At 68.8% G+C, this 26,149-nt stretch carries 31 protein-coding genes and 1 other RNA gene; 21 read left to right on the forward strand and 11 right to left on the reverse strand.

What is annotated here, in order from left to right; translation table 11 throughout:
- Positions 1-14 precede the first annotated feature (14 nt).
- The 3 genes from KBY71_RS05320 to KBY71_RS05330 all read left to right on the forward strand — a co-directional run bounded on the left by KBY71_RS05320 (position 15) and on the right by KBY71_RS05330 (position 2,977).
- Entirely contained in the window at positions 15-905 is an 891-nt protein-coding gene (locus KBY71_RS05320; RefSeq protein WP_254927923.1) for a TIGR04168 family protein, read from the forward strand.
- A complete protein-coding gene (locus tag KBY71_RS05325; RefSeq protein WP_254927924.1) occupies positions 899-1,987 on the forward strand; it encodes a hypothetical protein in 1,089 nt (362 codons plus the stop codon). Before KBY71_RS05320 ends, KBY71_RS05325 begins: the two co-directional genes overlap by 7 nt.
- Positions 1,988-2,221: 234 nt before the next feature.
- Entirely contained in the window at positions 2,222-2,977 is a 756-nt protein-coding gene (locus KBY71_RS05330; protein ID WP_254927925.1) for a glycoside hydrolase family 104 protein, read from the forward strand.
- A 17-nt stretch (positions 2,978-2,994) separates the two neighbouring features.
- On the opposite strand, the gene KBY71_RS05335 is transcribed toward KBY71_RS05330, so the two are convergent.
- On the reverse strand, positions 2,995-3,816 hold the full coding sequence (locus KBY71_RS05335; RefSeq protein ID WP_254927926.1) for a TPM domain-containing protein: 822 nt from the start codon (positions 3,814-3,816) through the stop codon (positions 2,995-2,997).
- Between the two features lie 71 nt (positions 3,817-3,887).
- On the opposite strand from KBY71_RS05335, the gene KBY71_RS05340 reads away from it, so the two are divergent.
- The gene (locus tag KBY71_RS05340; protein WP_315858525.1) at positions 3,888-5,075 is read left to right on the forward strand and encodes an SAM-dependent methyltransferase; all 1,188 of its coding nucleotides are present in this window, start codon (positions 3,888-3,890) and stop codon (positions 5,073-5,075) included.
- On the opposite strand, the gene KBY71_RS05345 is transcribed toward KBY71_RS05340, so the two are convergent.
- Positions 5,041-5,733, reverse strand: a complete 693-nt coding sequence (locus tag KBY71_RS05345; RefSeq protein WP_254927964.1) for an SDR family oxidoreductase — start codon at positions 5,731-5,733, stop codon at positions 5,041-5,043. The genes KBY71_RS05340 and KBY71_RS05345 overlap by 35 nt on opposite strands.
- Before the next feature lie 77 nt (positions 5,734-5,810).
- Here KBY71_RS05345 and KBY71_RS05350 point away from each other — a divergent pair, with 77 nt between their 5' ends.
- From KBY71_RS05350 to KBY71_RS05370, 5 genes are read left to right on the forward strand one after another with little or no spacing between them, the layout of a single operon-like run.
- Positions 5,811-6,104 carry a DUF427 domain-containing protein gene (locus tag KBY71_RS05350; protein ID WP_254927927.1) on the forward strand — a complete coding sequence of 98 codons (294 nt, stop codon included), beginning with the start codon at positions 5,811-5,813 and terminating at the stop codon, positions 6,102-6,104.
- A gap of 10 nt (positions 6,105-6,114) precedes the next feature.
- On the forward strand, positions 6,115-7,119 hold the full coding sequence (locus KBY71_RS05355; protein WP_254927928.1) for an ATP-binding cassette domain-containing protein: 1,005 nt from the start codon (positions 6,115-6,117) through the stop codon (positions 7,117-7,119).
- On the forward strand, positions 7,116-7,904 hold the full coding sequence (locus KBY71_RS05360) for an ABC-2 family transporter protein (RefSeq protein WP_254927929.1): 789 nt from the start codon (positions 7,116-7,118) through the stop codon (positions 7,902-7,904). The genes KBY71_RS05355 and KBY71_RS05360 overlap by 4 nt, the downstream gene beginning before the upstream one ends.
- 27 nt (positions 7,905-7,931) lie before the next feature.
- The gene (locus KBY71_RS05365; protein ID WP_254927965.1) at positions 7,932-8,735 is read left to right on the forward strand and encodes an ABC transporter permease; all 804 of its coding nucleotides are present in this window, start codon (positions 7,932-7,934) and stop codon (positions 8,733-8,735) included.
- Positions 8,736-8,783: 48 nt separating this feature from the next.
- Positions 8,784-10,139 (forward strand): Rieske 2Fe-2S domain-containing protein, encoded by a 1,356-nt coding sequence (locus tag KBY71_RS05370; RefSeq protein WP_254927930.1) that lies wholly within the window; start codon positions 8,784-8,786, stop codon positions 10,137-10,139.
- Here the strand turns inward: KBY71_RS05370 and KBY71_RS05375 are convergent.
- The gene (locus KBY71_RS05375; protein WP_254927931.1) at positions 10,136-10,399 is read right to left on the reverse strand and encodes a Nif11-like leader peptide family natural product precursor; all 264 of its coding nucleotides are present in this window, start codon (positions 10,397-10,399) and stop codon (positions 10,136-10,138) included. The two genes, KBY71_RS05370 and KBY71_RS05375, sit on opposite strands and share 4 nt — an antisense overlap.
- Positions 10,400-10,495: 96 nt before the next feature.
- Here KBY71_RS05375 and KBY71_RS05380 point away from each other — a divergent pair, with 96 nt between their 5' ends.
- On the forward strand, positions 10,496-10,840 hold the full coding sequence (locus KBY71_RS05380; RefSeq protein ID WP_254927932.1) for a hypothetical protein: 345 nt from the start codon (positions 10,496-10,498) through the stop codon (positions 10,838-10,840).
- Here the strand turns inward: KBY71_RS05380 and aroB are convergent.
- Positions 10,825-11,937, reverse strand: a complete 1,113-nt coding sequence (aroB, locus tag KBY71_RS05385; RefSeq protein ID WP_254927933.1) for a 3-dehydroquinate synthase — start codon at positions 11,935-11,937, stop codon at positions 10,825-10,827. The genes KBY71_RS05380 and aroB overlap by 16 nt on opposite strands.
- 98 nt (positions 11,938-12,035) lie before the next feature.
- Here aroB and KBY71_RS05390 point away from each other — a divergent pair, with 98 nt between their 5' ends.
- The 4 genes from KBY71_RS05390 to ssrS all read left to right on the forward strand — a co-directional run bounded on the left by KBY71_RS05390 (position 12,036) and on the right by ssrS (position 15,784).
- Positions 12,036-12,920, forward strand: a complete 885-nt coding sequence (locus KBY71_RS05390; protein WP_254927934.1) for a carbohydrate ABC transporter permease — start codon at positions 12,036-12,038, stop codon at positions 12,918-12,920.
- 77 nt (positions 12,921-12,997) lie between these two features.
- Positions 12,998-14,365 (forward strand): hypothetical protein, encoded by a 1,368-nt coding sequence (locus KBY71_RS05395; protein ID WP_254927935.1) that lies wholly within the window; start codon positions 12,998-13,000, stop codon positions 14,363-14,365.
- Between the two features lie 5 nt (positions 14,366-14,370).
- Complete coding sequence (locus KBY71_RS05400) at positions 14,371-15,594, forward strand: 5-(carboxyamino)imidazole ribonucleotide synthase (protein WP_254927936.1); 1,224 nt, start codon at positions 14,371-14,373, stop codon at positions 15,592-15,594.
- Between the two features lie 6 nt (positions 15,595-15,600).
- A non-coding RNA gene (gene ssrS, locus KBY71_RS05405) (6S RNA) lies at positions 15,601-15,784 on the forward strand.
- Between the two features lie 255 nt (positions 15,785-16,039).
- Here the strand turns inward: ssrS and KBY71_RS05410 are convergent.
- Positions 16,040-16,687, reverse strand: a complete 648-nt coding sequence (locus KBY71_RS05410; RefSeq protein WP_254927937.1) for an NAD(P)H-dependent oxidoreductase — start codon at positions 16,685-16,687, stop codon at positions 16,040-16,042.
- 82 nt (positions 16,688-16,769) lie between these two features.
- On the opposite strand from KBY71_RS05410, the gene KBY71_RS05415 reads away from it, so the two are divergent.
- Complete coding sequence (locus KBY71_RS05415) at positions 16,770-17,204, forward strand: hypothetical protein (protein WP_254927938.1); 435 nt, start codon at positions 16,770-16,772, stop codon at positions 17,202-17,204.
- Here KBY71_RS05415 and KBY71_RS05420 read toward each other — a convergent pair.
- Both KBY71_RS05420 and clpS read right to left on the reverse strand, forming a co-directional pair.
- Positions 17,156-17,476, reverse strand: coding sequence for a DUF2103 domain-containing protein (locus tag KBY71_RS05420; RefSeq protein WP_254927939.1), 321 nt, complete (start codon positions 17,474-17,476; stop codon positions 17,156-17,158). The genes KBY71_RS05415 and KBY71_RS05420 overlap by 49 nt on opposite strands.
- Complete coding sequence (gene clpS / locus KBY71_RS05425; protein ID WP_254927966.1) at positions 17,476-17,766, reverse strand: ATP-dependent Clp protease adapter ClpS; 291 nt, start codon at positions 17,764-17,766, stop codon at positions 17,476-17,478. Before clpS ends, KBY71_RS05420 begins: the two co-directional genes overlap by 1 nt.
- A gap of 93 nt (positions 17,767-17,859) precedes the next feature.
- Between clpS and petN the strand changes: the two genes are divergently transcribed.
- The 4 genes from petN to KBY71_RS05445 all read left to right on the forward strand — a co-directional run bounded on the left by petN (position 17,860) and on the right by KBY71_RS05445 (position 20,760).
- The gene (gene petN / locus KBY71_RS05430; RefSeq protein WP_254927940.1) at positions 17,860-17,961 is read left to right on the forward strand and encodes a cytochrome b6-f complex subunit PetN; all 102 of its coding nucleotides are present in this window, start codon (positions 17,860-17,862) and stop codon (positions 17,959-17,961) included.
- 20 nt (positions 17,962-17,981) lie between these two features.
- Complete coding sequence (locus KBY71_RS05435; protein ID WP_254927941.1) at positions 17,982-18,134, forward strand: hypothetical protein; 153 nt, start codon at positions 17,982-17,984, stop codon at positions 18,132-18,134.
- A gap of 167 nt (positions 18,135-18,301) precedes the next feature.
- Positions 18,302-19,426 (forward strand): CofH family radical SAM protein, encoded by a 1,125-nt coding sequence (locus KBY71_RS05440; protein ID WP_396095075.1) that lies wholly within the window; start codon positions 18,302-18,304, stop codon positions 19,424-19,426.
- Positions 19,423-20,760: a hypothetical protein gene (locus tag KBY71_RS05445; protein WP_254927943.1), complete on the forward strand. Its 1,338-nt coding sequence runs from the start codon at positions 19,423-19,425 to the stop codon at positions 20,758-20,760. The genes KBY71_RS05440 and KBY71_RS05445 overlap by 4 nt, the downstream gene beginning before the upstream one ends.
- On the opposite strand, the gene psb29 is transcribed toward KBY71_RS05445, so the two are convergent.
- Positions 20,708-21,427, reverse strand: a complete 720-nt coding sequence (gene psb29 / locus KBY71_RS05450) for a photosystem II biogenesis protein Psp29 (RefSeq protein ID WP_254927944.1) — start codon at positions 21,425-21,427, stop codon at positions 20,708-20,710. The genes KBY71_RS05445 and psb29 overlap by 53 nt on opposite strands.
- 76 nt (positions 21,428-21,503) lie before the next feature.
- Here psb29 and clpP point away from each other — a divergent pair, with 76 nt between their 5' ends.
- Entirely contained in the window at positions 21,504-22,094 is a 591-nt protein-coding gene (gene clpP / locus KBY71_RS05455; protein WP_190389426.1) for an ATP-dependent Clp endopeptidase proteolytic subunit ClpP, read from the forward strand.
- A 64-nt stretch (positions 22,095-22,158) separates the two neighbouring features.
- Positions 22,159-22,488 carry a hypothetical protein gene (locus KBY71_RS05460; RefSeq protein WP_254927945.1) on the forward strand — a complete coding sequence of 110 codons (330 nt, stop codon included), beginning with the start codon at positions 22,159-22,161 and terminating at the stop codon, positions 22,486-22,488.
- Here the strand turns inward: KBY71_RS05460 and ftsH are convergent, their stop codons facing one another.
- The 3 genes from ftsH to KBY71_RS05475 form a co-directional block, all read right to left on the reverse strand.
- Positions 22,489-24,414: an ATP-dependent zinc metalloprotease FtsH gene (gene ftsH, locus KBY71_RS05465; RefSeq protein WP_254927946.1), complete on the reverse strand. Its 1,926-nt coding sequence runs from the start codon at positions 24,412-24,414 to the stop codon at positions 22,489-22,491.
- A gap of 60 nt (positions 24,415-24,474) precedes the next feature.
- Positions 24,475-24,795 carry a DUF1830 domain-containing protein gene (locus KBY71_RS05470; protein WP_254927947.1) on the reverse strand — a complete coding sequence of 107 codons (321 nt, stop codon included), beginning with the start codon at positions 24,793-24,795 and terminating at the stop codon, positions 24,475-24,477.
- 110 nt (positions 24,796-24,905) lie between these two features.
- Positions 24,906-26,135: an ABC transporter permease gene (locus KBY71_RS05475; RefSeq protein ID WP_254927948.1), complete on the reverse strand. Its 1,230-nt coding sequence runs from the start codon at positions 26,133-26,135 to the stop codon at positions 24,906-24,908.
- Between the last annotated feature and the right edge of the window lie 14 nt (positions 26,136-26,149).

A 26,149-nucleotide genomic window follows, 5' to 3' on the forward strand; every position in this document is an offset into this window, starting at 1 on the left:
CCTAGGCATCGGGGATGGTGGTATCGAGCGGGGGGAAAACGCTCCGCATTGCCATCGCCGGAGACCTGCACGGGGCCTGGGACCACAGCGATCACGCGCTGCTGCAGACCCTGGCGCCCGATGCCCTGCTGGTGGTGGGCGACCTGAGTGACGGCCAGCAGCGGATCCCGGCCCTGCTCCGCCAGCTGCCCTTACCCGTGGCCTGCATTCTCGGCAACCACGACGCGGGCAAGGATGCCTCGGGCCGCACCCTGCAGCGCCAGATCGATCTGCTGGGAGAGGTGCATTGCGGCTGGAAGTTGCGGGCCTTGAGCCCACCCGGGCTGGCGGTGGTGGGGGGACGGCCCGGGACCGCCGGCGGGGGCTTCAATCTGTCCCGGGCCGTGCAAGCGGCCTTCGGCCCGGTGACCCTGCAGGAATCGGCTGACCGGATCACGGCCGCCGCGGCCGCCGCCCCCGACGACTGGCCCCTGGTGCTGCTCGGCCACAGCGGTCCCTCCGGCCTCGGCAGTGACGCCGCCTCCCCCTGCGGTCGCGACTGGAAGCCCCCCGCCTGCGATTGGGGTGACCTCGATCTGGCCCTGGCCATTCAGCAGATCCGCCGCCGCCGCTCCGTGCCGCTGGTGGTGTTCGGCCACATGCACCACGCCCTGCGCCGGGGGCAGGGGGCGCGCCAGAGCTTCTGCCGCGATCGGGCCGGCACCGCCTACCTCAACACCGCCTGCGTGCCCCGCCATGGCACCGATGGCGCCGGCCAGGCCCTTCGCCATCTGAGCTGGGTGGAGCTGGTGGGGCAGGAGCTGCGCACGGCGAGCCATCGCTGGTATGGCCTGGGAGGCCAGCTGCTCTACGAAGAGCGTCTGTGGACGGCCCCCAGCCCCTCGCCAGAGCTGGCCCCGTGCTGATCTACGCGTGTGTGAGTGCCCATGGCTTCGGCCATGGCTCCCGTACCGCTGCCGTGCTCACCGCCCTGCATGGGCTGCACCCCCACTGGCGGCTGGTGCTGTCCACGGCTCTGCCGGCCTCCTTTCTGCGCACGGCGCTGGGGCCGGTGCCCTTCGAGCATCGTCCCTGTCGCTGGGATGTGGGGGTGGTGCAGGCCAATGCCCTCGGAGCAGACGCCGCGGCCACCCTGGAGGCCTTGACGGCCCTCGAGACCCAGCTTCCGGAGCAGTGGGCGCGCGAGCAGGCCTGGTTGGTGGCCCAGGGGCAGCCGTTGCTGGTGCTGGGGGACGTGCCCCCGGCCGCCGCCGAGCTGGCCCGGCGCGTGGGGGCTCCGTTGGTGTGGCTGGCCAGCTTCGGCTGGGAGGCCATCTACGCCCCGATGGGGCCAGCCTTCGCGGTTTGGGCCAGCCGCGCCCTGGCGGCCTACCGCCAGGGCGATCTGCTCCTGCACTGCCCGCTGGCGATGCCGATCGCGTGGGGGATCCCCGAGGTGGCGATCGGCCTCACCCCAGGCCAGCCCCGTCTCGATCCCCGGGTCTTGGCCGAGGAGTTGGGATTGCCGGCGGAGCGGCACCGCTGCGTTCTGATCAGTTTTGGCGGTCTGGGCCTCGGCCTGGCCCCGGAGCTCCTGCAACGCTGGCCCGACCACGTGTTCATCACGGCGGATCCCCAGCTGGCGGCAGCCCCCAATGCCCGCCTGTTGCCTGCTGGCGTGCGTCCCCTGGAGGTGATGGGGCTCTGTGATCGCCTGCTCACCAAGCCCGGCTACAGCTCCTTCTGTGAGGCCCTGGCGGCCGGGGTGGGGGTGCATCTGGTGCACCGGGAGGGATTTGCCGAAGCCCCCGTGCTGGAGGCGGCCTTGGTGCGCCATGGCTGGCACCGGCTGCTCAGCCAGCGGCAAGCCCTTCAGGGGAACTGGCAACTCGATCAGCCCTTGCTGCCGCCCCAGGGCCCGGCCCTTGGGGCCGATGGCAGCATCCAGGCCGCCCGGGCGATCGGGGCCTTTGTGGAAGCCCAGGCCGGCCTGGTTGGCGTTGACTGATCGGAATCCGTGATCATTGCGCCACAAGAGGTGCACTTTGCGTTGCAGATTGGGTGCACCACAGTGATCTGAACTGTTGACCGTCGTTGTTGATACCGGTGGACACCTGTGTGATTGGCACTATCACCATCGTGTTTCGGTGGATTGATAGGCAAATTGGCGCGAACGAATCATTTCTTCGCTTTTTCCAGATTTGGCCGCCTGCAGGCGGTCTGCCGTTTGATCCGCTCCGGTATGACCCTGCCCAGCATCCGTTCCCAATCCGGTTTCGCCCTCTCCGTGGGTGTCGCGGCCCTGGCTTGGCTCGCCCCCACGGCCCAGGCCCAGTCCCTGGAGCTGTTGGGGTCTGGCAGCCATCCCCACACGGCGATGGCCCTGCCCCTGCCGCCGCCAGCCCCGCGGATCTTCGCGATCACCCCCGAGCGCCGGGCCCTGCTCAACACCATCCGCTACGCCGAGGGCACCTGGGCCGGCGGGGATGACATTGGCTACCGCATCATGTTTGGGGGTGGCCTGATGCCCTCCCTGGAGCGCCACCCCGATCGGGTGGTCCGCACGGCCCGCTATGCCAGCGCCGCCGCCGGTGCGTACCAGTTCATGCCCTTCACCTGGAATCTGGTGTCCCGCTCCCTGGGCTTCGCCGAGTTCGGTCCCCAGGTGCAGGACCAGGGCGCCATCTTCCTGATTCAGCGTCGCGGGGCCCTGGCCCTGGCCGATCAGGGCAGCTTCACGCCCCAGCTGGCGGCCAAGCTCGCCCCCGAGTGGGCCAGTTTTCCAACCCTGGCCGGCCACAGCTACTACGGCCAGCCGGTGAAGCGCTTCCACGATCTCAAGCGCTTCTACGAAGACAGCCTGGCTCGCCTGCGCGGCCAGCTTTCGGTGGCCGTCGCTGAACCGGCGAAACCAAGTTGCACCCCGGCCACCTCCCTGCGCTGCCAGCTCGAGAACCTGGAACGGCTGGGGCCCAAAGCCCGAAGCAGCTCCCTCTGAACCGGTCAGGCCTTGGGTCAGCTGGTGCCGTCCTGGTCCCGGAGTCGGGCCTTGCCCACGGTGGCCCCGGCCACCAGGTAAGCGGCCAGGGCCGCCCCCAAGAAGGCCAGGGTGTTGCGGGCCACCGGCAGCAGGTCACTGGTGCGGGTGAGGATCGGCCCAAGCCCCAGGGCGCCGAACAGGATCAGCCAGAGGGGTGATAGCAGCAGCACCCACGCCCACTCCACCTTGCGCCCCTCCTTGCGGGGATAGGCGGCGAAGCCCACCACCAGGCCCCCCAGCACCGAAGTGGAAAGGGTGAGCAACCACTGCTCCTGGGGCAGGCCGGGGACGACCTGACAGCCGCCGATCACCAGGCACCCCTTGGCGGCATGGAGGGCGTCGAGGATGGCGGCGTCCTCACCGTTGTCGCGCACGTAGTACTGGTTGCCGTAGCGGGTTTGCAGCTCCACCCAGTAGGTGCGCGGCATCAGGGCAAACAGGGCCTCGCCCACGTTGAAGTTGAGCAGGTTGCCGCCGCGCTCATCGGCGATCAGCAGCAGGGAGCGCTCATCCAGGTTCCAGAAGTCCTTCACCGCCAGGCCGGGGGTGCGGTCGTACTGGGTGAGCACCCGCAGCTTCCAGCCGCTGGTGTGCTCAAACTCCTCCAGCTCGGCCTCCAGCGCGGTCCGCTGTCCATCGGTGAGGGCCTTGGCCAGGTCGATCACTGGCGTGGGGTGGTCGGGCAGCAGGTCGGGGTTGTCGTAAGCCAGGGCTGGGCTCGCGCCTCCACCAAGCCAGCAACCCAGCACCAGCAGCATGGCCGCCATGGCCATCACGGCCTTCTGCACGCGACCCATACACCGGCCTCAGGGAAGATGCATTCTCCCTGAATCGGCGTCCGAGCGTGAATCCGTGCCCACGCGGCCCCGTGCCTGCCTGGCTGTTGCAGCGCCTTGAGGCATCCGGCGGTTCTGTGCCCTTCAGCACCTACATGGAGTGGGTGCTGCACGATCCACACCACGGCGCCTACGGGACCGGTCGCCTGCGGATTGGCCCGGCGGGGGATTTCGCCACGGCTCCCTCCCTCGGCCCCGACTTCGCGGCTCTGCTGGCCCCCCAGCTCGCTGACTGGCTGCAGGAGCTGGCAGGCTCCTCCTGCGGCGGCCTGGGGGCGGAGGCCCCCCTGGCCCTGGTGGAAACCGGTCCGGGGGAGGGCAGTCTGGCCCTGCAGCTGGCCCAGGCCCTGGCGGCCGGCTGGCCCGATCTGGCGGCCTGCACCGAGCTGGTGCTGGTGGAGCCCAACGCCGGGATGGCCGAGCGTCAACGGGCCCTGCTGCAGGCCTCACCCCTGCCCTGCCGCTGGGCCAGCTTCGCCGAGCTGGCGGCGGCTCCGGTGCGCGGCGTGCTGTTGGCCCACGAGGTGCTCGATGCCCTGGCGGTGGAGCGGATCGTGTGGGACGGGGCGCTCTGGCGCCAGCAGGTGGTGGCGCTGCACAAGGATCCGGCCGCCGGGCCCTCGCTGCGGCTGGAACCCGGCGAGCCCCTGGAGCCTGCAGCGGCTGCCCAACTCGCAGCCCTGGGGCTCCTGCCCCCCTCGCCCCAGCGCCCACCGGGCTGGTGCACCGAACTCCATCCCGGCCTGCTCCCCTGGCTGGCTGGCGCTGCTGCCGCCCTGAAGGCTGGCCCCTTGCTGGTGATCGATTACGCCCTGGAGGCCTGGCGGTATTACGCGCCCCAGCGTTCGGCCGGCACCCTGATGGCCTACCGGGGTCAGCTGGCCAGCAGTGATCCCCTGCAGGAGCCGGGCACCTGGGACCTCACGGCCCACCTCTGCCTCGAAAGCCTGCTGGCGGCGGCAACCTCCAGCGGCTGGCAACTGCTGGGCCAGGTGCGCCAGGGGGAGGCCCTGCTGGCCCTGGGGCTGGCGGAGCGTCTGCATGGGCTGCAGCAGGGAAGCGCCGCCGATCTCGGGGCCCTGCTGGCTCGCCGCGAGGCCCTGTTGCGGTTGGTGGATCCCCACGCCCTCGGCGACTTCCGCTGGGTGGCTCTGGCCCGGGGGATGGCGGTGGAGGCGCCCCGCTTCAGCCGGGAGCCAGGGCCGTCAGCCATTGGTTGAGGGGTTGGGGCGACTGCTCCGGGCTGCTGGTGATTTCGATGATCCGGCCGACGCTGGCTGGGGTGGCGAGGGCCTCCAGGCAAACCCGGGCCACCAGCCGCCGGGGAATGCTGTCGCTTTCCTGCTGATCGGCGCCGGAGAACACCACCCCCTCACGGTCCGTGCGGCTGTCGTCCTCGCTGAGGCCACCGGGGCGGATCACGGTCCACTCGAGGCCGCTTTGCTCCAGCCAGCTCTCGCCCAGGCGCTTCCACACCAGGATCAGGCCGAAGAGGTTGAGCGGGTGCTGCCAGCGTCCTGCACACAGGGAGCTGACCAGCACCACCCGCCGCAGCCCCACGGCCTGGCAGGCGCGAATCTGATCCCGCACGCCGAAGGCATCCACCTTGAGCGGCCCCGCCAGATCCACGGACGGGCGAGCCCCGGTGGCGATCACCAGTGCGTCACAGCCGCTCAAGGCCGCGTGCAGAGCCTCGGTCTGGCCCAGCTCCAGCCGCTGCACCGCGAGCTGCCCCTGCCGTTCGGCCTCGGCCAGAGCTGCGGGCAGCACTGAACCGGGTCGCACGATCGCCCTCACCCCCAGGCCCTGCCGCAGCGCCTCATCCACCACCCGCCACCCCGTCTTGCCGGAGGCACCGGTCACGGCCACCAGGGTCATCGCCCACTCCTTCTTGGTGTCGCCCATGCTGGCCCGCAGCCGCTAGAACCGCGGCCGATCCCCTTCCCGGAGTTGCCATGACCACCGAAGCCCGTTGGAACGGCGCAACGCTCGCCACGAGCGACGCCATCGTGACCGTGGAGGGCAACGCCTACTTCCCGCCTGAGGCCCTGGTGGAGGGTTGCTTCCGCCCCTCCAGCCATCGCACGGTGTGCGGCTGGAAAGGGGAAGCCCACTACTACGACGTGGTGGTGGATGGCCAGGTGAATGCCAATGCAGCCTGGTTCTATCCGGAGCCCAAGGAGGCTGCCGCCAACATCAAGGGACGCGTCGCCTTCTGGAAAGGGGTGCAGGTGGGCAGCGCCGCATGAGGGGCGCCCTGTGAGCACCATTCGCGCCCGGGATCTGGCCAAGACCTACCGGATCAGCGAAAAGCAGCCCGGCCTGGCCGGCACCCTGCGCCACCTGGTGAACCGCCGCCACCGGGAGGTGGTGGCCGTGGATCGGATCAGCTTCACGATCGAGCCCGGCGAGATCGTGGGCTTTCTGGGCCCCAATGGCGCCGGCAAGACCACCACCTTGAAGATGCTCACGGGGTTGATCCACCCCAGCGCCGGCGAGCTGGAGGTGGCGGGCTACCAGCCCTGGCGGCGTCAGGCGGCGTTCCTGCGGCAGATCACCCTGGTGATGGGCAACCGCCAGCAGCTGATCTGGGATCTGCCGGCCCTCGATTCCCTGCGGGTCAATGCCGCCGTCTACGGCATCGATGAGCCTGAGGCGCGGCGGCGGATCGGCGAGCTGGCCGAGATGCTGGAGCTGGGGCCGGAGCTGCAGCGCCCCCTGCGCAAGCTCTCGCTCGGCCAGCGCATGAAGACCGAGCTGCTGGCCGCCCTGCTGCACCGGCCGGCGGTGTTGTTTCTCGATGAGCCCACCTTGGGGCTGGATGTGAATGCCCAGGCGCGGGTGCGCGATTTCCTGGCCGACTACAACCGCCGCACCGGCGCCACCGTGCTGCTCACCAGCCACGACATGGGCGACATCACGGCCCTCTGCCCGCGGGTGCTGCTGATCCACCAGGGGCAGCTCTTCCACGACGGTTCTTTGGCTGCCCTCACCCAGCGGCTGGCCCCCTGCCGGCAGGTGCGGCTGGAGCTGGAGCATCTCCACCCCGCGGAGGCCTTTGCCGGCTTCGGCACGCTTGAAGCGCACCAGGGTCACCAGGTGCGCCTGCTGGTGCCCCGCGCCCAACTCACCGAACGGGTGGCGGCGCTGCTGGAGCGCTTTGCCGTGGTGGATCTGGAGGTGAGTGATCCGCCGATCGAGGAGTTGATCGGCGGCCTGTTTCGCCAGCGGGCGGCCGCCGCCGCAGCGGGAGCGGAGCCATGAGGCGGGCCTGGCGGGTGGCGCGGGCGCTGCTGGGCAGCCAGTACGCGCTGATGCTCGAATACCGGGCCGAGATTGCCCTGTGGGCCCTTTCGGGGGTATTGCCCCTGATCATGCTGGGCGTGTGGAGTGGCTCGGGCGCCGGGGCGGCGGCCGGTCTGACGCCCCAGCAGCTCAGCCACTACTTTCTGGCGGCCTTTGTGGTGCGCCAGTTCACCGTGGTGTGGCTGATCCACGTGTTTGAGGAGGACGCCCTGCAGGGCCGGCTGTCGCCCCTCCTGTTGCAGCCCCTGTCGCCGTTGTGGCGCTACCTGGCGTCCCACTTCAGTGAGCAGGCCACCCGGGTGCCCTTTGTGGTGCTGATGCTGGTGGTGGTGGGGCTGGCGGCGCCGGGGGTGCTGTGGTGGCCTTCGGCGGGTGCCCTGCTGCTCGGCGCCCTGGCGATCCTGGCGGCCTTCCTGCTCCGCTTTCTGCTGCAGGTGATCGTCACCACCCTGTGCTTCTGGAGTGAGCGGGCTGCGGCCCTCGACCGCCTGCTGCTGATCCCCTACCTCTTCCTCTCCGGCCTGGTGGCCCCCCTCGATACCTTTCCGCCGGCGGTGCGCCGCCTGGCCCTGGCCACGCCCTTTCCCTGGATGGTGGATTTTCCAGCCCGGTTGCTGGCCGGTGAACCGGTGAATGCGGCCTTGGGATTCGGGGCCATCGCGGCCTGGTGCCTGGTGCTGCTGCCGATGGCCCACCTCCTGTGGCGCGCCGGCCTGCGCCGCTACTCGGCGATGGGGGCCTGACCCATGCGTCCGCCGCTGATCCGGGACATCCGCCGCTACGCCCGCAGCCTGCGCTGCTTCTGGGGCACCTCCCTGGCGGCCGAGCTGGAGTATCCGCTCAACGCGGCCATTGAGCTGGTGTCGGTGCTGGGCAATCTGGCCGGCAGCCTGTTTGTGTTGCAGCTGCTGTTTGCCGGCGGGCCCAGCCTCGGGGGGTGGAGCTGGAGTGGGGCGCTGGTGGTGCTGGGGCTCTACACCCTGCTGGATGGGTTCACCACCTGCCTGCTGCAACCCAACCTCAGCCGCATCGTCAACCACGTGCAAACCGGCACCCTCGACTACGTGCTGCTCAAGCCGATCGACAGCCAGTTCTGGCTCTCGGCCCGCACGGTGTCGCCCTGGGGGCTGCCGGCGATGGCGGCGGGTCTGGGGCTGATCGGCTGGGCCCTGGCCCAGGCCGGCCCGGGAGCTGCCGCAGGGCTGCGCTCGCCGGGAGCGGTGCTGCTGGCGCTGGCGCTGTTGCTGGCCGCCCTGGTGATTCTCTACAGCCTCTGGTTTGTGCTGGCGGCCCTGAGCATCTGGTTTGTGAAGGTGTGGAATGCCACGGAGGTGTTGCGCTACACCCTGGTGGCCGGGCGCTATCCCATCAGCGCCTACCCCCCGGCGCTCCGCCTGCTGTTCACCTTCGTGCTGCCGGTGGCGTTCCTCACCACCGTGCCGGCCGAGGCCCTGCTGGGGCGTGGTTCGGCCCTGTGGGCCGTTGGATCGCTGGTGGTGGCGCTGCTGTGCCTGGCGGGAAGCCGGCTGCTGTGGCGCTTTGCCCAGCGGTTTTACACCTCGGCTTCCAGCTGAGCCGCGCCATCATCCAGCCATCCTTCCTGCTTTCCCGGCGGACTGTTCATGGTTGCTTCCCCCTCCGTCGATGCCGCGAGCCTGGAGCGCTGGCAGGAGCACTGGCAGCAGCGCTGGTACCCGGTGGCCTACCTCCAGGACCTCGACCGGCTCAGGCCCACCCCCTTCACCCTGCTGGGGGAGGACCTGGTGCTCTGGTGGGATGCCGCGGCGAGTCAGTGGCGTGCCTTTGCTGACGTCTGCCCCCACCGGCTCGTGCCCCTCAGCGAAGGCCGGCTCAACGACCGGGGCGAGCTGGAGTGCCCCTATCACGGCTGGAGCTTCAACGGCGAGGGCCGCTGCACGGCCATTCCCCAGGCGGAGCCAGAGGCGGCCGCCACCGCCTGCGCCAGCCGCCGCAGCGCCTGCCGTGCCTACGCCACGGCCACGGGCCAGGGCCTGCTGTTCGTGTTTGCGGCTGGGGGGGAGCCAGCTGGGGACAGCCCCCTGCCCCTGGTGCCCGTGCTCGATGAACCCGATTGGCTGGTGCAGGACACCTTCCGCGACCTGCCGATGGATGCCCTCACCCTGCTGGAAAACGTGCTCGATGTGAGCCACGTGCCGTTCACCCACCACCGCACCGTGGGCCGCCGCGAGAACGCCGCCCCGGTGGCGGCCACGCTCACCGGGGCCGGGCCGGAGGGATTCACCCTGGCCTGGCCCGAGGGGCCGCGGCGGGGAAAGCTCGGCAGCCAGTTCACCACCTTCGTGGCCCCCGGCCTGATGTGGCATGACCTCACGGCCCAGGGCTTTGCCCGCTTCCTCACCGTGGTGTACGCCACCCCGATCCGCCCTGGGGAATGCCGCCTGTTCGCCCGCTTTCCCTTCCAGTTCCGCTCCGTCCTGCCGCGGCTGCTGCTGCGGGCCCGGCCCCAATGGCTGCAGCATCTCGGCAACCACACCGTGCTGGAAGACGACCAGGTGTTCCTGCACGGGCAGGAGCGTGCCCTGGCCGCCCGCGGTGGCAGCGGGGCCTTTGCCCAGGCCTGCTTCCTGCCCACCAGCGCCGATGTCTACGTGCAGGCCCTGCAGGCCTGGGTCACCGACGTTGCCGGGGGCCCCTTTCCCACTGGGTCGCTACCGCCGCGGCTCGGATTGGCACCGCTGATGGATCGCCACGAGAGCCACACCCGCCACTGCCGGGCCTGCTCGGGGGCCCTGCGCGGCGTGCGTCGCTGGCGGCCGGTGGTGCTGGTGGCCCTCGGGCTGGAATTGCTGCTGGCAGCCTGGGTGCCCGGCGTGGCGGCCCGCGTTGCCCTGGTGCTTCTACTGGGCTTCACGGCCCTGCTGCTGCGCCAGCTCAACCGCTGGGAGCGGCAGTTGCGGCGCGGTGACGGCCATCCGCCCCGCAATGCCCGGTCCTAGCCCTGCTGTTGCAGGGGTTCCTGGCGGCGGTGCAGCAGCCAGGCGCGCTGCAGGTCCACCCGGGTGATCCGGTAGCCCAGCCGCCTGGCGGCCAGCACCAGCTCCTGCTGGGAACGGCAGTGCCCCAGGGCCCGCCTGAGGCTCGCTTCGCCCTCCGCCTCGTCCACCAACCGTTCCAGTTCGCTCCAGCTCATGGCCTCGCCATCCGGGTCTCTCACCATGGCCAGCGGTCGGGGATGGTGCAAGGTTCGGGGGGGCACGAACCGCAGAAGGATCAGTGCTGCTGATCGTCGGGCCCGAAGCATGGGCAAGCGGCGCTGGCGGCTCTAGCAGGGAGGGGGAACAGGGGCGGGCGGATGGTGGATCAACCCGGGGATGAACCCTTCGATTCGGCTGGGGAGCCGCCAGAGCCGATCACGCCCCACGCCACGCCGGTGCTGGATGACCAGGGGCAGCTCACCTACGTCGGCGACGACGGGCGCCGCTATGTGGTGGGGCTGCCACCGGAGGCGGATGAGCAGAGCGTCGAGCGGGTGATGGCCACCCTCCAGGCGGGTGGCGACCTGTTTCAGCAGATTGAAGGGCTTTGCCACCGCTGGATTGCGGCCGTGAGCGGGCCGGATCTCGATGCCCGCGCCGCCCTGGTGCTGCTGATCACCACGCTGGAAACGGCTCTCGAGGACACCTACGGCGAGAGCTGACGGATCGAGGCTTCGCTGACATCGCTGCGGATCTCCACGGCGCCGATGGCGGTGGGCAACACGAAGCGCACCTGCCCCTGCTTCACTTTTTTGTCGCCCTGCAGGCAGGCCAGCACGGCGTCGGGGTCGAGGCGTGGCCAATCCAGGGGCAGGCCGGCGGCGGCGATGACCGCCCGCTGGCGGGCCTGATCCCCGGCGCTCCAGAGCCCCATCGCGAGGGCGATCTCCCCGGCCGCCACCATTCCGATCCCCACGGCTTCACCGTGCAACCAGGTGCCATAGCCGCAGAGGGTTTCCACCACGTGGCCGAGGGTATGGCCGTAATTGAGGATCGCCCGCAGGCCCCCTTCGTGTTCATCGGCCGCCACCACGGCCGCCTTGGCGGCGGCGGAGCGCTCCAGCAGGGTTTGCAGCAGGGCTGGCCCCACCGCGGCCATGCTGGAGAGATCCCCGGCGGCCTCCAGGGCTTCGAACAGGTCCCGATCCCCGATCACGCCGTACTTGATCACTTCGGCCATGCCCGCTCGAAACTCCCGCTCCGGCAGGGTGGCCAGGGTGGAGGGATCGACCAGCACCAGCCGCGGCTGGTGGAAGGCGCCGACCAGGTTCTTGCCGCCCGGATGGTTGACGCCGGTCTTGCCGCCAATGGCCGCATCCACCATGGCCAGCAGGGTGGTGGGCACCTGCACCACGGCGATGCCCCGCAGCCAGGTGGCCGCTGCGAATCCGGCCATGTCGCCCACCACGCCGCCGCCCAGGGCCACGATCAGCGAACCCCGCTCGAGTTTGCGCGTGAAGGCCGCGTCGTGGATCAGGGCCACGGTGGCCGGGGTTTTCTGGTCTTCGCCCGCCTCGATCACCAGGGTGCTGGCCTCGAAGCCGGCGGCCTGCAGGCTGGCCAGGGCAACGGCGCCGTAATGGGCCTCCACCACGGGGTTGGTGACGACCAACACCTTGGTGCCCGAGGCGAAGCCGCGCTGGCGGATCTGCTCCCCCAGCCCGCCTAGGGCGCCGGTGCCGATCACCACGGGATAGGGATTGGCCTGCAGGGCCACCTCGATGGTGCGCAGCGGGCTGGCGGCTGGGGTCGCGGTCATCGGCAGGGGGGGAGTTGCCCGAGGCTAAAGCTGTCCCTGGCTGGGGCTGGCCGACCGTCAGAACCGGGTTCCACAATGGCTGCACCCGGTGAGTCGTGATGTCCAGCTCCGCCCCCCGCACCGCCACGGCCTGGGGCTTCCTGCTTCCGGCCCTGGTGTTGGTTGGGTTGTCGGTGTTGATTCCGGCGGCGATGGCCCTGGTGATGAGTGTCAGCCAGGCGGGCCTCGATGTGAGCGAGCCGCTGCGGTTTGTGGGCCTGGCCAACGTGCGGCGCCTGCTGGCCGACCCGATGTTCTTTCGGGTCACGGGCACCACGTTTTTGTATCTGGTGGGTGTGGTGCCGCCGATCGTCGTTGGCGCCCTGGCCCTGGCCGTGCTGGTCAACCGCCAGCTGCCCGGCATTCATTGGTTTCGCGGCGCCTTCTACACCCCGGTGCTGGTGTCCATCGTGGTGGCGGCGATTGCCTTCCGCTGGATCTATGCCGAAAACGGCCTGGTGAACGGTTGGCTGAGCGCGCTGTTGCCCGGGTCCTTTCAGCCCATCGCCTTTCTCACCTCACCCCTGCTGGCCCTGCCCTCGGTGATGGTGGTCACCCTCTGGAAGGGGCTGGGCTACTACATGGTGATCTTTCTGGCCGGGCTCCAGGGCATCTCCCCGGATCTCTACGAGGCGGCCGCCCTGGATGGCAGCGAAGGCCTGCGCAAGCACCTCGACATCACCCTGCCCCTGCTGCGGCCCTACATCACCTTGGTGGCCGTGATCTCGGCGATTGCCGCCACCAAGGTGTTTGAGGAGGTGTATCTGATGACCCAGGGCGGGCCTGCCGACTCCACCCGCACCCTGGTGTACTACGTCTACGACCAGGCCTTTTCCGAGCTCGAGATCAGCTACGCCTGCACCATCGGGCTGGCCCTGTTCCTGATCGTGTTGTTGCTGAGTCTGGTGCGCTACCTGTTCGCGGGCGACCGCGCCCTCACCTGAAACCCTCACCGGCCGCCCCCTGACGCTGGACCAACCCGCTTGGGGCGCCTAGGGTTCGGCCGCCTGAAATCCCGGCCATGGCTCCTTCCGGTGGCAGACCCAGCTCCAGATTGAGCGAGCGGCAGATGGTCGGCCTGTTCAGCCTGGGGCTGGGCGTGGTCCTGTTTCTGCTGATCCTGGTGCGGGGCCAGCAGGCGGCTCGGGAGGGCAACCAGGAAATTCGCAACGACACCTACTGGGTGCTGGTCTCGCCCCTGGTGTTTTCCGCTTTTGGCGTGGCCCTGCTCCGCTCTCCGAAGGGAGGGAGCCCGGCGCGGGCGGGCCGCCGCGGCGGCGTTCCGGTGGTGATGCGTCCCCAGGTGAGTCGGGCTCTGGAGCAGTCCTCCAGCACGGCCCGCACCGCCGAGGCCTCCCTGGCCCGGGTGGAGTCGGAAAGCCGTCAGCAGCTCGTCCGTGCCCGGGAGGAAGCGGCGGCGGCTCTCGCGTCACTGCGCAGTCTTGAGGCGGAGCGGGATCGGGCCGCGGCCCAGGCCGCGGATCGGATTCGCGAGCTCGAGCGCGAACTGGCCCAGGTTCGCCAGGCCCGCATCGACCTCGATGCAGATCTGCGGCGTTCCCTCGTCAGCCAGTCCTCGGACACCAGCGGTGCCCTCGCCGCCGTGCAGCTGGTGGAGGGACGGGTGGATCAGCTGGCCGTCGGCCTCAACGGTCAGATGGCCAGCGCCCGCGATCAGCTCGACCAACTGATCCGCCGCCAGGAGGACCAGCTCAACCGCCTGCGGGGCGAGGCCACCGAGGCCCGCACGGCCCTCGACAGCCTGCGTGCCGACCAGGACGCCCAGTTGGCCCAGGTGCGGGCCGATGCCTCCGCGGCCATCCTTGCCTCCCAGGGGGCCCAGGTGCGGTCGCAGGAGGTGGCCGAAAGTGTGACCGGCCAGATGGCCACCATGGATCAGCGGATCCAGCAGGCCCAGCAGAGCTGCAGCCGCGCCGAAGCGACCCTCAGCGCCGCGGTGGCCAGCACTGGCAAGGAGCAGGCCGATGCCCGCATCGGCGCCGAGCAGGCCCAGCGGCGGGTGGAGGAGTTGGCCGGCAGCCTCACGGCCCAGATGGACCAGGCCCGCCAGCAGCTGGCCGCGGCCCTTCAGGCCAGCCAGGAGGCCCAGCTTCTGGTGGACCGCCTGGAACAGGGTGCCTTTGCGGCGCCGGCGGCCCAGGAGGGCTGGTCGAACGTCGCAGGCGATCCTTTCCTCAGCTGCTACCGGGAGGCCTGCGAGGAACTGGGCGTGTTGCCCGGCAGTGGCTGGCAGGAGGTGCGGGCCACCTGGCGCCGTAACCTGATGCACTGGCATCCGGACCAAGGGGGTGACCCCAGGCTGTGGTCGCGCCGCAGCGCCGCCTACCAGTTGCTGGTGGCCTGGTACGAGTTCAACGGGGCGTCCTGATCTAGATGGTGCAGACCCAGATGGGGCAACAGGCGAGTTCCCCGGAAGCCCGATCCATCGGCGTGGTGGGTGGAGGTCAACTGGCCTGGATGCTGGCCTCGGCGGCCCGCAACCTGAACGTGCCCCTGCATGTGCAGACCCCCGGCGCCCACGATCCGGCCACGACCCTGGCCACCAGCGTGGTGCAGGCCGCCCTTGACGATGTGGGTGCCACCCGGGAGCTCGCCCGCCGCAGCAGCGCCATCACATTCGAGAACGAGTGGGTCGATCTGCCCGCCCTGGCGCCCCTCAGTTTCGATGGGGTGGCCTTTCTGCCCAGCCTGGAGTCCCTCTCGCCCCTGGTGTGCAAACGCAGCCAGCGTCAACTGCTGCAGACCCTCGGCCTGCCCTGCCCCCGCTGGAGTGAGCTGCCCAGTGACGGCGTCCTGCCCGAGGGCTTCACCTTCCCCGTGATGGCCAAGGCCTCCACCGGCGGCTACGACGGCAAGGGCACGGCCGTGTTGCGCCGTGCGGGGGATCTCGAGGCCCTGCTGGCCCGCGTCACCGCCAGCGATTGGATCCTGGAGGAGTTGGTGCCGTTTGAGCAGGAGCTCTCCCAGCTCGCCTGCCGCGACCGGGATGGCAACGTGCAGTGCTATCCCCTGGTGCAGACCCACCAGCACCAGCAGATCTGCGACTGGGTGTTGGCACCGGCGGCCGTGCCCCATGGGGTGCAGGCCTATGCCCGCAACATTGCGGCCTCCCTGCTCACGGCGATCAACTATGTCGGCGTGCTCTCGATTGAGCTGTTCTATGGGCCCGGTGGCCTGCAGGTGAACGAGATCGCTCCCCGCACCCACAATTCCGGGCATTACACGATCGAAGCGGCCCGCACCAGCCAATTTGAGCAGCAGGTCCGGATCGTGGCTGGCCTGCCGATGGGGGCGGTGGACCTGCAGGTGCCCGGCGCCCTGATGGTGAATTTGCTCGGTTTTGAAAGCTCCGAGGCGGATTACCTGCCGCAACGCGATGCCCTGGCCGCCCTGCCCGAGGCCCACGTGCACTGGTATGGCAAGCAGGGCTCCTGTCCCGGGCGCAAGCTGGGTCACATCACCCTGCTGCTGCAGGGAGCGACACCCGAGGAGCGCGGACGCCAGGCGGAGCAGCTGCTGGAGCAGGTGCGTGGGATCTGGCCCCTGCCTCCGCTTCTGCCCACGCCGGCGGCTCCAGTTCCGGCGAAAGGGGCGTAAAGTTCCAGCGGACTGCCTTGTTGGTGACTGCCTTTTACAGTTTTCTGATCTGACTCCCTTTTCGACATGGGGGGTCTGCAGCGGAAGCAACGTAAGCCGGCCTTGCAGCCGGAAACGGCGCCCCGTCCTTGACCCCCCTTCTGGTACCACCAGGTCGAACACTGGGGCAAAACGGCACGGCGGTCCACCCCTTTTTATGGACGATTCGGAAACCGTCCTTGAAAGCTTGTCAAGTTGGCTGACGGTTAAGGGTTGCGTCTTCAGTCTGAAGAGGTAATTGAGCAGTCGCTTTGATGACTCCCTCAGCCTTGGGTTCTGAGCGCGCCCACTCCGTGATGGCCTGCAAGTTGGCTGGTCTGCTGCGCGCGGCCGAAGCAGATCAAGGCCGCCAATCGGCGGAGGCCTGGCGCCGCAAACTGGAGCCCCTGGTGGCCGCCCTCAGGGTTCAGCGCACTTCGATCAGGTCGCTGGCGGAATAGCGCACCTTGGCCAGGCTGGCGTATTTGTCGTCGGCGGAGCGATAGCCAGCGGCGCACACCACGCAGCTCCGATACGGCGAATCCTCCAGGGCCAGGATCCGGTCGTAGGCCTCGGGGGAGAAGCCTTCGATGGCGCAGGTGTCCACCTCCAGCAGGGCAGCGGCAGCCATGAAGGTGCCCAGGGCGATGTACACCTGATTGCTGGCCCAGCGCTCGATCTGCTGACTGCGGGGCCCATGGATCAGGTCGACGTCGATCATCTGGCGATAGGTGGCCAGCTGGTCTGGGGTCAGCCCCCGGATGCGCGCCATGGTGTCAATCAGGCGGTCCGCTTCTGGGGCGCCGATGTGCCGTTGGGCCAGGAACACCACCAGATGGGAGGCATCGGTGATCTGGCTCTGATTCCACGACTCGGGGCGCAGCTGCTGGCGCAGGTCTGGGTCGCGGATCACCAGAAACTTCCAGGGTTGGAGTCCATAACTCGATGGGCTCTGCACCAGCGCATTTTCGAGCGCCCCCCAGGTGCCGGCGTCGATCGGGCGGCTGGGGTCAAACACCTTGGTGGCGTAGCGCCAGGCCAGGGCCGCATCGAGCTGGGATGGGGTGATCGGCATGGTGGGGCGACGACAGCAGGCGGGATCAGGCGGCATTCTGGACGTGGTGATTGCCCGAAGTGGGTCCGGCTCGTCTGTGCTGATGAACTCTTTTCAGCAGGCCTTTGAATCGCTGCTGTCCGTCGCTCCAGGCCCTGTGTTTCCCCGGGCCCGCGAGCTCTACCTGCGCAAATACCCGCTGGAGGGCCGGCTGGCAGACGGAGGCTCCGCGGCGGAGTCCGCTGCGGGTCTGGAGCGGTTTCGCACCTTCCTCCTGGAAGAGGAGATTCAGGAGGCCACCGGAGGGATCGTGCGGGTGCGGGCCCTGGCGTTTGCCGTGGTGCACTGGCAGGCCCCCCAAACCCAATTGGACGACTATTCCAACTACCTCCAGGAGCGGTGGGGCCTCCAGCCCGATGGTCTGACCCTCGAGGCGGACAGCTGGTTTCGGGAGGGCGGGGCCTACGCCCGCTTCGCGGCGCCGGCGGTTTACGAACGCGCGCCGTCCGGTGAGCTGTTGTTGGGTGGGGGAGCCTGACCCAGCCATTGATCGAGTTGCCCCTGCAGTTGCTCGCGGTTCCAGTCGGTGACCACGAACACCTCCTGGACACTGCTGCCGCGCCGGGCCACCAGTTTGTGGCCGCCGGTGATCGGAGCCGACACCCGCAGACGAAGCTGGGCGCTGCGTCCTCGCACCCGGCTGATCACCGCGGGGGTGACGGTGTCGATTCCAGGGCAATGGGCCAGCCGTTTCAACAGGGGGATCAACCCCTCGATGTAGGTGCTGTGGGTGATCACCACCCGTCCCATCAGGCGGGTTCCAGGGGGCCCATCGTCAGCCCCTCCGCCCCCAGCTGTTGGTGATACAGCTCGGCCTGTTCCTGGGGCCCGCACCACACCACGGCCGAGCCTTCGCTGTCGATGCGGTGGGCCAGATCCCAGGCCTGGTCAGGCTGCATCCCGGGAATGATGCGCACCAGGCACTCCACCACGTGCTGGAAGGTGTTCACGTCGTCGTCGAGCACCACCACCTTGAAGTGGGGGTAGGGCTGGCGCAGCCGCTGCCGCTCCTGAACAGGGCTGGGGGAGGAACTGGCCATCACCCCACCGAGACCGAGGTCCAGAACCACTACTGCAGATGCCGGGCAGGCTCCACCCTAGGTAAAGTGCCGCCAACGACTGATGGCTGCGCCATGTTGATCACCGTGGGTTGGGCTTCTCTGGCAGCCCTGTTCAGCTTCTCGATCGCCATGGTGGTCTGGGGTCGTCATGGCGACAACAGCATCAAGTTCTGAGCGCGGCGCAGCGAGTTTCGGTGCCTGAGCTGCCCATTTCTGCCTCCCAGCTGCTGTCCGGTGTGGCGGCCCTGCTGCTGGTCTTTGTCAGCGGTGGCGTGCTGTATCTCTCCACGATCGAGTGGCGAGACCGTCGGCGCCGCAAGGCCCTGGAAGCCAAACGCCGCCCGTGAGGGCTGGCATTCCTTCAGGGTTGGCCGACTGGGCCTGGCAGACAGCCGGCCACCTGTTGGTCCCGCCCCCGGCCGTTTCCTCCACGCCCCAGCCAGAGGCCAACGACGCCCCCGTGCCTCTGGCCAGCCTGCTTGGGGCGATTGCCGCAGCCCAGGCCGGGGCAACCTTGGATCCCAGCGTGTCAGCCCTCGACCAGGGGCACGCTGCCGCCCTGGCCCCCTTGGCCCTGGCCCTGCTGAGTCGTGTGCCGTCGGCCAGCGAGGACGAGCAGCTGCGTCGGGCTGCTGATGCCCTGCGCCAGGAGTTGGCCGGTGACACCGTGACCTACGTGGTCAACCGCAACCTCAACGTTTCCAACCACTGCATCAAACACTGCAGCTTCTGCGCCTTCCGCCGGGACGCCGGCGAACCCGGGGCCTACTGGCTCTCGGAAGCGGAGCTCGAGCAGCGGGCCGCCGAGGCCCAGGCGGCCGGCGCCACCGAGCTGTGCATCCAGGGGGGGCTGAACCCCGCGGCCACCGTGGATGGCAGCCAGCTGGCCTACGCCGAAGGGCTGTTGCGGTTGCTGCAGGCGGCGGCGCCGGGCATCCACCTGCATGCCTTTTCACCCCAGGAGCTGCTCTACATGGCCCAGCACGATGGGCTGCCCCTCGATCGGGTGTTGGAGCGGTTGCGGGCGGCGGGGCTGGCGTCCGTACCGGGCACGGCCGCGGAGGTGCTCAGTGAGCGGGTGCGTCGGGTGCTCTGCCCCGAGAAACTCACAGCCCGCGAATGGGTGGCCGTGATGCTCCAGGTGCAGCACCAGGGACTGCCGGCCACCAGCACCCTGATGGCCGGCCACATCGAGGCTCCGGCCGATCTGGTGGCCCACCTGCTGACCCTGGTGGCCGTGCAGCGTCACGCCTGGCAGCATCACTGCCAGGGATTCACCGAGTTTGTGTTGCTGCCGTTCGTGGGTGCTTCGGCGCCGGCCGCCCTGCGGGCCCGGGTGTGCCGGGATCAGCCTGACCGCACGCAGATGCTGCGGCTCACGGCCCAGGCCAGGATCCTGCTGGGACCCTGGTTCCGCTTCCACCAGCCCAGCTGGGTGAAACTCACCCTCGCCGGTGCCACCGAAGCTCTGCGCTGGGGCTGCAACGACCTGGGCGGCACCTTGATGGAGGAACACATCACCACGATGGCTGGGGCCAGCGGTGGCACCCGCCAGTCGCCCCAGGCCCTGGAGGCGGCCGCCCGTCACCTGGGGCGTCCGGTGCGGCGTCGTACCACCCTCTATGGGGCCTGTCCATGAGCACAACGGCGGCGATCCGCTCCCTGCCCCTGCGCTGGAGCGCTGCCCTCACGGCCCTGTTGATCGTGCTGCCCGCCGGGGTGCTGCTGCGCTGGCCTAGGCCCCGGGCCGAGGGACTCGAGCGGCTCTTGTCCCAGTCCGCCCTGCTGCAGAGTTTTCCGGCGGCCCCCCAGCGTCCGGTGCCAGCCCTCTGGACCCAGCGCCTCGGAGCGCCCCTGGCCCGCAGGGTCTGGAGTCGCCAAAACCGGGTGTGGTGGCAGTTCTGGGGCCGCGATGGCGATGGCGGCGCCTTTCTGGCTTTCCCCGCCCAGGATCTGCCTACGGGCCAACCAGCCCATGCGCTGCGGGTGGATGACCTCATGGTGGTGGCCCCCGATCCCCTCTCCCAGCGGCTTCTGCAGGACCAGCTCAAGTTGGCCCAGCGCCAGCGCCGGGGGCTCGAACAGCGCTGCCTGCAGCGGCTGCAGCAGGAGCAGGCTGTGTTCTGGTCGCCCCTGGGCCTGGGGGTGATGGCCGGGCCCATGGCACCGCTGCTGCAGCGCTTCCAGGAGGGGTGCCTGAGCCTGCGTCTGCAGGGAACCAGTCTCGAGTTGTTGGGGGAAGCCAGTGCGGCGGGTGGCTTCCTCGCCGATCCGGGCCCCACGGCGGCGGCATCCTTGCCCGCGCCCCTGGCCCATGACCTCCTGCTCGAGTGGCGCGGCCCGGCGCTGGAGGGACTCCTGCAGGGGCTGCTGAACCGTCAGCTAATCCGTGACCCCTTGGCCGCCCGCTATGGCCTCGGCGAGGGTCAGTTGGCCCTGGTGCGCCGCGCCCCCTTTGTGTTGCAGCTGCGCTCCCTTGCCCAGGGCCCGTTTCAGGCGGGACTCTCCCTGCAGGTTGGGGTGACCGGAGATCGCCGGCCCTGGAATCGCCTGCTGGATGGGCTGAAGGCACCGCTGGAGGCCCAGGGGCTGGAGGCCTCGCCCGGTGGGTCGACGGCTCTGCCGGCTCTGCGCTGGCGCCGGGAGGATGGCCAAGTGGTTGGTGGCTGGCGCTGGGTGCTGCCCCGGGCTGCGGCCCCCCAGCTTCAGCTGTACCTGGGCCCCGAACCGAGCACGTCAGCTGCGGCCCTGCCACCGCTGGAAGCGGGTGGCCGCGAGTCCCAGTTGCGCGTGAGGCCGGCGGCGCTGGCGGCGGCTGGCCTGCTGCCACCGGAGTTGCCCCTGCTGGTGCGGCAGGCCAGCCAGCTCAGCCTGGTGGCCTCCAGTTCAGCCCCGGGGAAACGGGTGTTGGCGTCCCCGCTCAGCCAACTGACGGGGAGGCTTCAGGTGCAGCCTCGGCCTCCGGCCCGCTAGTCAGCCCCTGCTGCTGGCGTTCGCGCTTGCGCCGTTCGGCAGCCACGGTTTCCTCCATCAACTCCACCGCCTGGGCCATCTTTTCCAGATTGCTGGCATAGAGGTTGAGGTCTTTGTCGAGACGCTCCCGCAGCAAGCCCATGGCCCCACCCAGATCGTGGGCGTAATTGCGCAGGGCAACGGGATCCATGGCATCGGCGCCCTGGGCCTGCTCCAGCAGGCTCAGCAGCCCCACCGCCATCAGCCGTGAGTAGTGAAAATCGCTGCGCCGGATGCTGGCCAGGGCCGCCGCCACGGGCTCCGGGGCACCGTTGCCCTCCTGCTCAATCCACTGCTTTACCTGCTCGACGCTGGGGCTGCCCATGGCGCCCATGGCCGCGTCGCGTTGCTGGCGCAGGGCCGTGGCATCAAAGCCCGAGGCGGCGCAGAGGGCGCCCAGCAGGGGCTCCCGTTGGGCCTCAGGTTTGTACCCCTTGGCAAAGCTGTCGAACACCTGGATCAGTCCACAGGCGAACAGGGGATCGCTGCGAAACCCCTTCTGGCGGCTCAGCAGGTGAAGCTCCACCAGCAGCTCATCCACCATGCGCCGGTAGAGGGGCGCAATCACATGGGGGAAGGCGGCGTGGAAGGCTCGCTTGCTGTCGGCAACAGTGAGAGCTGCACTCACGCGGGATCAGGCCAAGATGGCCCGACCCTAGCCGCCCAGGCTCAGTAAGATCGGGTTCAATCGCCCCAGCAGCTCCATGATCCCGATCGTCATTGAAGAGTCGGGCCGGGGTGAGCGCGCGTTTGACATCTATTCCCGCCTGCTGCGGGAGCGCATCATCTTCCTGGGCGAGCCGGTCACGTCCGAGTCCGCCAACCGGGTGGTGGCCCAGCTGCTGTTCCTCGAGGCGGAGGATCCGGAGAAGGACATCTTCCTCTACATCAACTCCCCAGGTGGATCGGTGTACGACGGCCTGGGCATTTTCGACACCATGCAGCACATCAAGCCTGATGTGCAAACCGTGTGCGTCGGCCTGGCGGCGTCGATGGGTGCCTTCCTGCTCTGTGCCGGCACCAAGGGCAAGCGCAGCAGCCTCACCCACTCCCGGATCATGATCCACCAGCCCCTGGGTGGGGCGCGCGGTCAGGCCAGCGACATCCGCATCCAGGCGGACGAAATTCTCTATCTCAAGAAGAAGCTCAACACCGAGCTAGCTGACCGCACCGGCCAGCCCCTGCCCCGGATTGAGGAGGACACCGATCGTGACTTCTTCATGTCGCCGGCGGAGGCCGTCAGCTACGGCCTGATCGACAAGGTGATCGAGAAGCGCCCTGTGCGTCCGGTCTGAGGGGCCACCCCGCTTCGGGTTGGTGATGGCTGGTTGACGGTGGAAGGCGGGCTCACCAGATTTGGTGGGAACTCAGCCAGCCCTGTTGATGTACGCCACCCTGCGGGAATACGAGGGAATCAAGGATCCGGCGGAGGCCACCCAGCCCCTGCTCGATGGATTGTTGGCTGAAATGCAGGCCCTGCCGGGCTTCGTTTCCTATTACTTCGTGGATGTGGGCGAGGCGGGAGACCGCATGATCTCCCTCAGCGTGTTTGAAACCAGCGAGGCCGCGGAAGAATCCAACCGGGTGGCCGCCAAGTGGGTGCAGCGCTGGATGGCCGAGCATCCCACCACCGCACCCACGGCCAGCCGGGTGGACGCTGGCCCGGTGATGGCCAGCGCCGTCGCCTGATCAGCCAGCCAGCAGCGGCGAGAAGCGTTCCTTCTCCGGAATGGCGGCGAATTCGGCCACGATGGCGCGGAATTCGTCGCCATTGAGGCTCTCCTTCTCGATCAGGAGTTCCACCACCCGATCCATGCAGTCCCGGTGGGCGGCCACCAGCTTCACCGTGTCGGCGTAGCAGTTCTGCACGATCTCGCGCACGGCATCGTCGATTTTGCTGGCCAACCGGTCCGAGCCGTCGCTGCGCGTCATCAAGTCGCGGCCCAGGAACACCTCCTGGTTGCCGGCCTCAAAGGACACCTGGCCGAGGTCGCTCATGCCGAAACGGGTGACCATCTGGCGGGCGATCGAAGCCACCTGCTGGATATCGCCGCCGGCGCCCGTGGTGACTTCGGAATAGCCGAACACCACATCCTCCGCGGCACGGCCGCCGAGGGCCCCCATGATGCGAGCCCGCAGCTGGGCACGGCTCACGAGCATCTGCTCTTCATCCGGCGAGAACCAGGTGAGACCCTGGGCTTGGCCCCTGGGGATCAGGGTGACCTTCTGCACGGGGTCGTGGGCCTTCACCAAGGTGCCCACCAGGGCATGGCCCACCTCGTGATAGGCGATCAGGCGCTTGCTGCGGCCGTCGGTGAGGGGTTTGCCCTCCATGCCGGCAATCACCCGATCCACCGCGTCGTCGATCTCAGCGAGGGTGGTGGCCTCCTTGCGGCGCCGGGCCGTGAGGATCGCCGCCTCGTTCAGCAGGTTGGCCAGATCGGCGCCGGAGAAGCCCGGTGTGCGCCGGGCAATGGCCTCAAGGCTCACGTCCTCGGCCAGCTTCTTGTTGCGGCTGTGCACATTGAGGATCGAGAGGCGGCCCTTGATGTCGGGCACATCCACTTGCACCTGGCGGTCAAAGCGGCCGGGACGCAGCAGGGCCGAATCGAGCACATCGGCCCGGTTCGTGGCGGCAATGATGATGATGCCGCTGTTGCCCTCGAAGCCGTCCATCTCGGTGAGCAGCTGGTTGAGGGTCTGCTCCCGTTCGTCGTTGCCACCGCCCACACCAGCGCCACGCTGACGGCCCACCGCATCGATCTCGTCGATGAAGATCAGGCACGGGCTGTTCTCCTTGGCCCGCTTGAACAGGTCGCGCACCCGGCTGGCGCCGACGCCCACAAACATCTCAACGAACTCCGAACCGGAGAGGGAGAAGAAGGGAACTCCGGCTTCGCCGGCGATCGCCTTGGCCAGCAGGGTCTTGCCCGTGCCGGGAGGGCCCACCAGCAGCACGCCCTTGGGAATCTTGGCACCCACCGAGGTGAAGCGCTCGGGAGTCTTGAGGAAGGTCACCACTTCCTGGAGGTCCTGCTTGGCCTCCTCCACGCCGGCCACGTCGTCAAACTTGACGCCGGTTTCAGCTTCCATGGCGAAACGGGCCTTGGTCTTGCCGAACTGCATGGCCTGACCTGGGCCCCCGGGCATGCCGTTGCCGCGGCGGGCCAGGAAGATCAGGGAGCCGATCAGCAACAGCGGGAACAGCAGGTTGCCCAGCAGTCCCAGGGCCGGCGGGGCGCTCTTGGGGGGGTGAATGTCGAAGCTGATGCCCTGGTCCTTGAGCTTGTTCACCAGCTCGGGGGCCACGCCGGGCAGATCCACCCGCAGACGCTGCACCCTGTTGTCCAGATCGGGATCCACCGCCTCAATCACGGCGCTGCGGCCGCCATCAAAGATGTCCACGGCGGTCACCCGGCCGGCATCCACGTAGTCGAGGAAGCGGCCGTAGCTCATCCGGGCCACCGCAGCGTTGCGGGGCGCCACGGTGGGACTGGAGGTGCTGTTGGGGTTAAACCGTGCCGTGCCTCCATTGCTCAGCAGCTGCCATCCCAGGAAGGCCACCACTGCCAGGGGCAGTAGCCAGAGGGCAATCAGACGCCAGCGCTGGTTCATAGCTGAGACACATTCTTAACAAGTGTAACGGCGGCGAGGGCCTTCCCTGGGTCGCCGCGATCAGCCCGCGACGGCCCAGGACCCGAGGTCGTCGTCAGCGTCTGGATCCACCAGGTGCTGGCCGTTGCCGGGCAGGGCCTCCAGCTGGGCGGGGCTGGCCGGCGATTCGATCAGGAGCTCGTGGGCCTGGATCGACTCCACGAGTTCCGGTCCGCCCAGGCCGTGGGTCCAGATCTTCACCTCACTCTGGGGCGGGCATTGGAAGCTCAACAGCTCAAAGGGAAAGACCACCCGCTCGAGAAAGAACTCCTCGGGTCCCACGCACCGCAGGATCACCATCCGATCACTGGTGTTGCGGTAGCCGCACGACAACAGGCCCAAGGTCGATTCCCTTTCAATCCACCCATCAAGCCATTGGCCTGCGTGCGGGTTTGGTGACGAAAGCCACGGTTTTTACCTTTTAATAATTTCTTTGGTTTCTCACCGGTGGTCTAGAGGCTGCGCAGGGCCACGATCGGATCGAGGCGGGCCGCCCGCCGGGCGGGCACCACGCCGAAGAACAGGCCGATTGAGCCGGAGAGGGCCACGGTGCCCAGCACGGTGGCACCCCCAATCGAGGCCGGCAGGGGCGTGATGGCGGCCACCAGGGTGACCGTGCCGATCCCCACCGCACTGCCGATCACCCCACCGAGGCTGGCCAGCACCAGCGACTCCACCAGGAACTGCAGCAGCACATCGCCGCTGCGGGCACCGAGGGCCTTGCGCAGGCCGATCTCCTCGGTGCGCTCGCTCACCGACACCAACATGATGTTCATGATGCCGATGCCGCCCACCAGCAGCGACACGGCACCGATGGCCCCCAGCATTAGGGTGAGCCCGCCGGTGATCGTGCTCACGATCGAGAGGGCGTCCTTCTGGGAGCGCACGGCGAAGTCGTCCTCCCGCAGGATCCGATGCCGCTGACGCAGCAGGTTGGTGATCTGGAAGGCGGCTGCGCCCGTGCTCTGCTCGTCGCGGGCCTCCACGCTGATGAAGTTGAGGTTGACGCCGTAGGTGGGATCCCGACCAGACAGCTTGCTCACCATGGTGGTGAGCGGCACGTAGGCGTTCTCGTCCTGGTTCTGGCCGAACACGGCGCCCTTGGGTTCCAGCACGCCGATCACCTCGAACAGCTGGTTGCGGATGCGCAGCTGGCGCCCTACGGGTGCCTTGCCCGGGAACATCTTGGCCCCCAGATCCGGGCCCACCACCGTGACGTTGCGGGCCGCGTTGAGGTCGCTGGCGGAGAAGAAGCGGCCCTGGGCCACCTCAAACTGGCGCACGGGCAGAAATTCCGGCGTCACCCCCGACACCGAGGCGGTGCCGCTGAGTCCGCCGGCCTGGATCACCTCGCTCAGGGTGATCTGCGGGGCCACCCGTTTGACGCTGGGCACCTGCTCGGCGATGGCCTCCGCGTCCTCCAGCACCAGGGTTCTGGGGAAGTCGATGCCCTGGCGGCGGGTGTCGTTGTTGCCTGGAACCACGAACAGCACATTGGCCCCCAGATTGCTCAGCTGGCCTTCCGCCAGGTTTTGGGCGCCACGACCCACCCCCACCAGGGTGATCACCGAGGCATTGCCGATCACGATGCCGAGCATGGTGAGCAGGCTGCGCAGCCGGTTGGCGCGCAGGGTGGAGAGGGCCATCCCCACCGTTTCCCGCATGGGGAGCTTGGAAGCCATGGCTGCGCGGCTGG

It is taken from the genome of Cyanobium sp. T1B-Tous, from assembly GCF_024345475.1.
In the GTDB taxonomy this organism is placed as follows: domain Bacteria; phylum Cyanobacteriota; class Cyanobacteriia; order PCC-6307; family Cyanobiaceae; genus Cyanobium_A.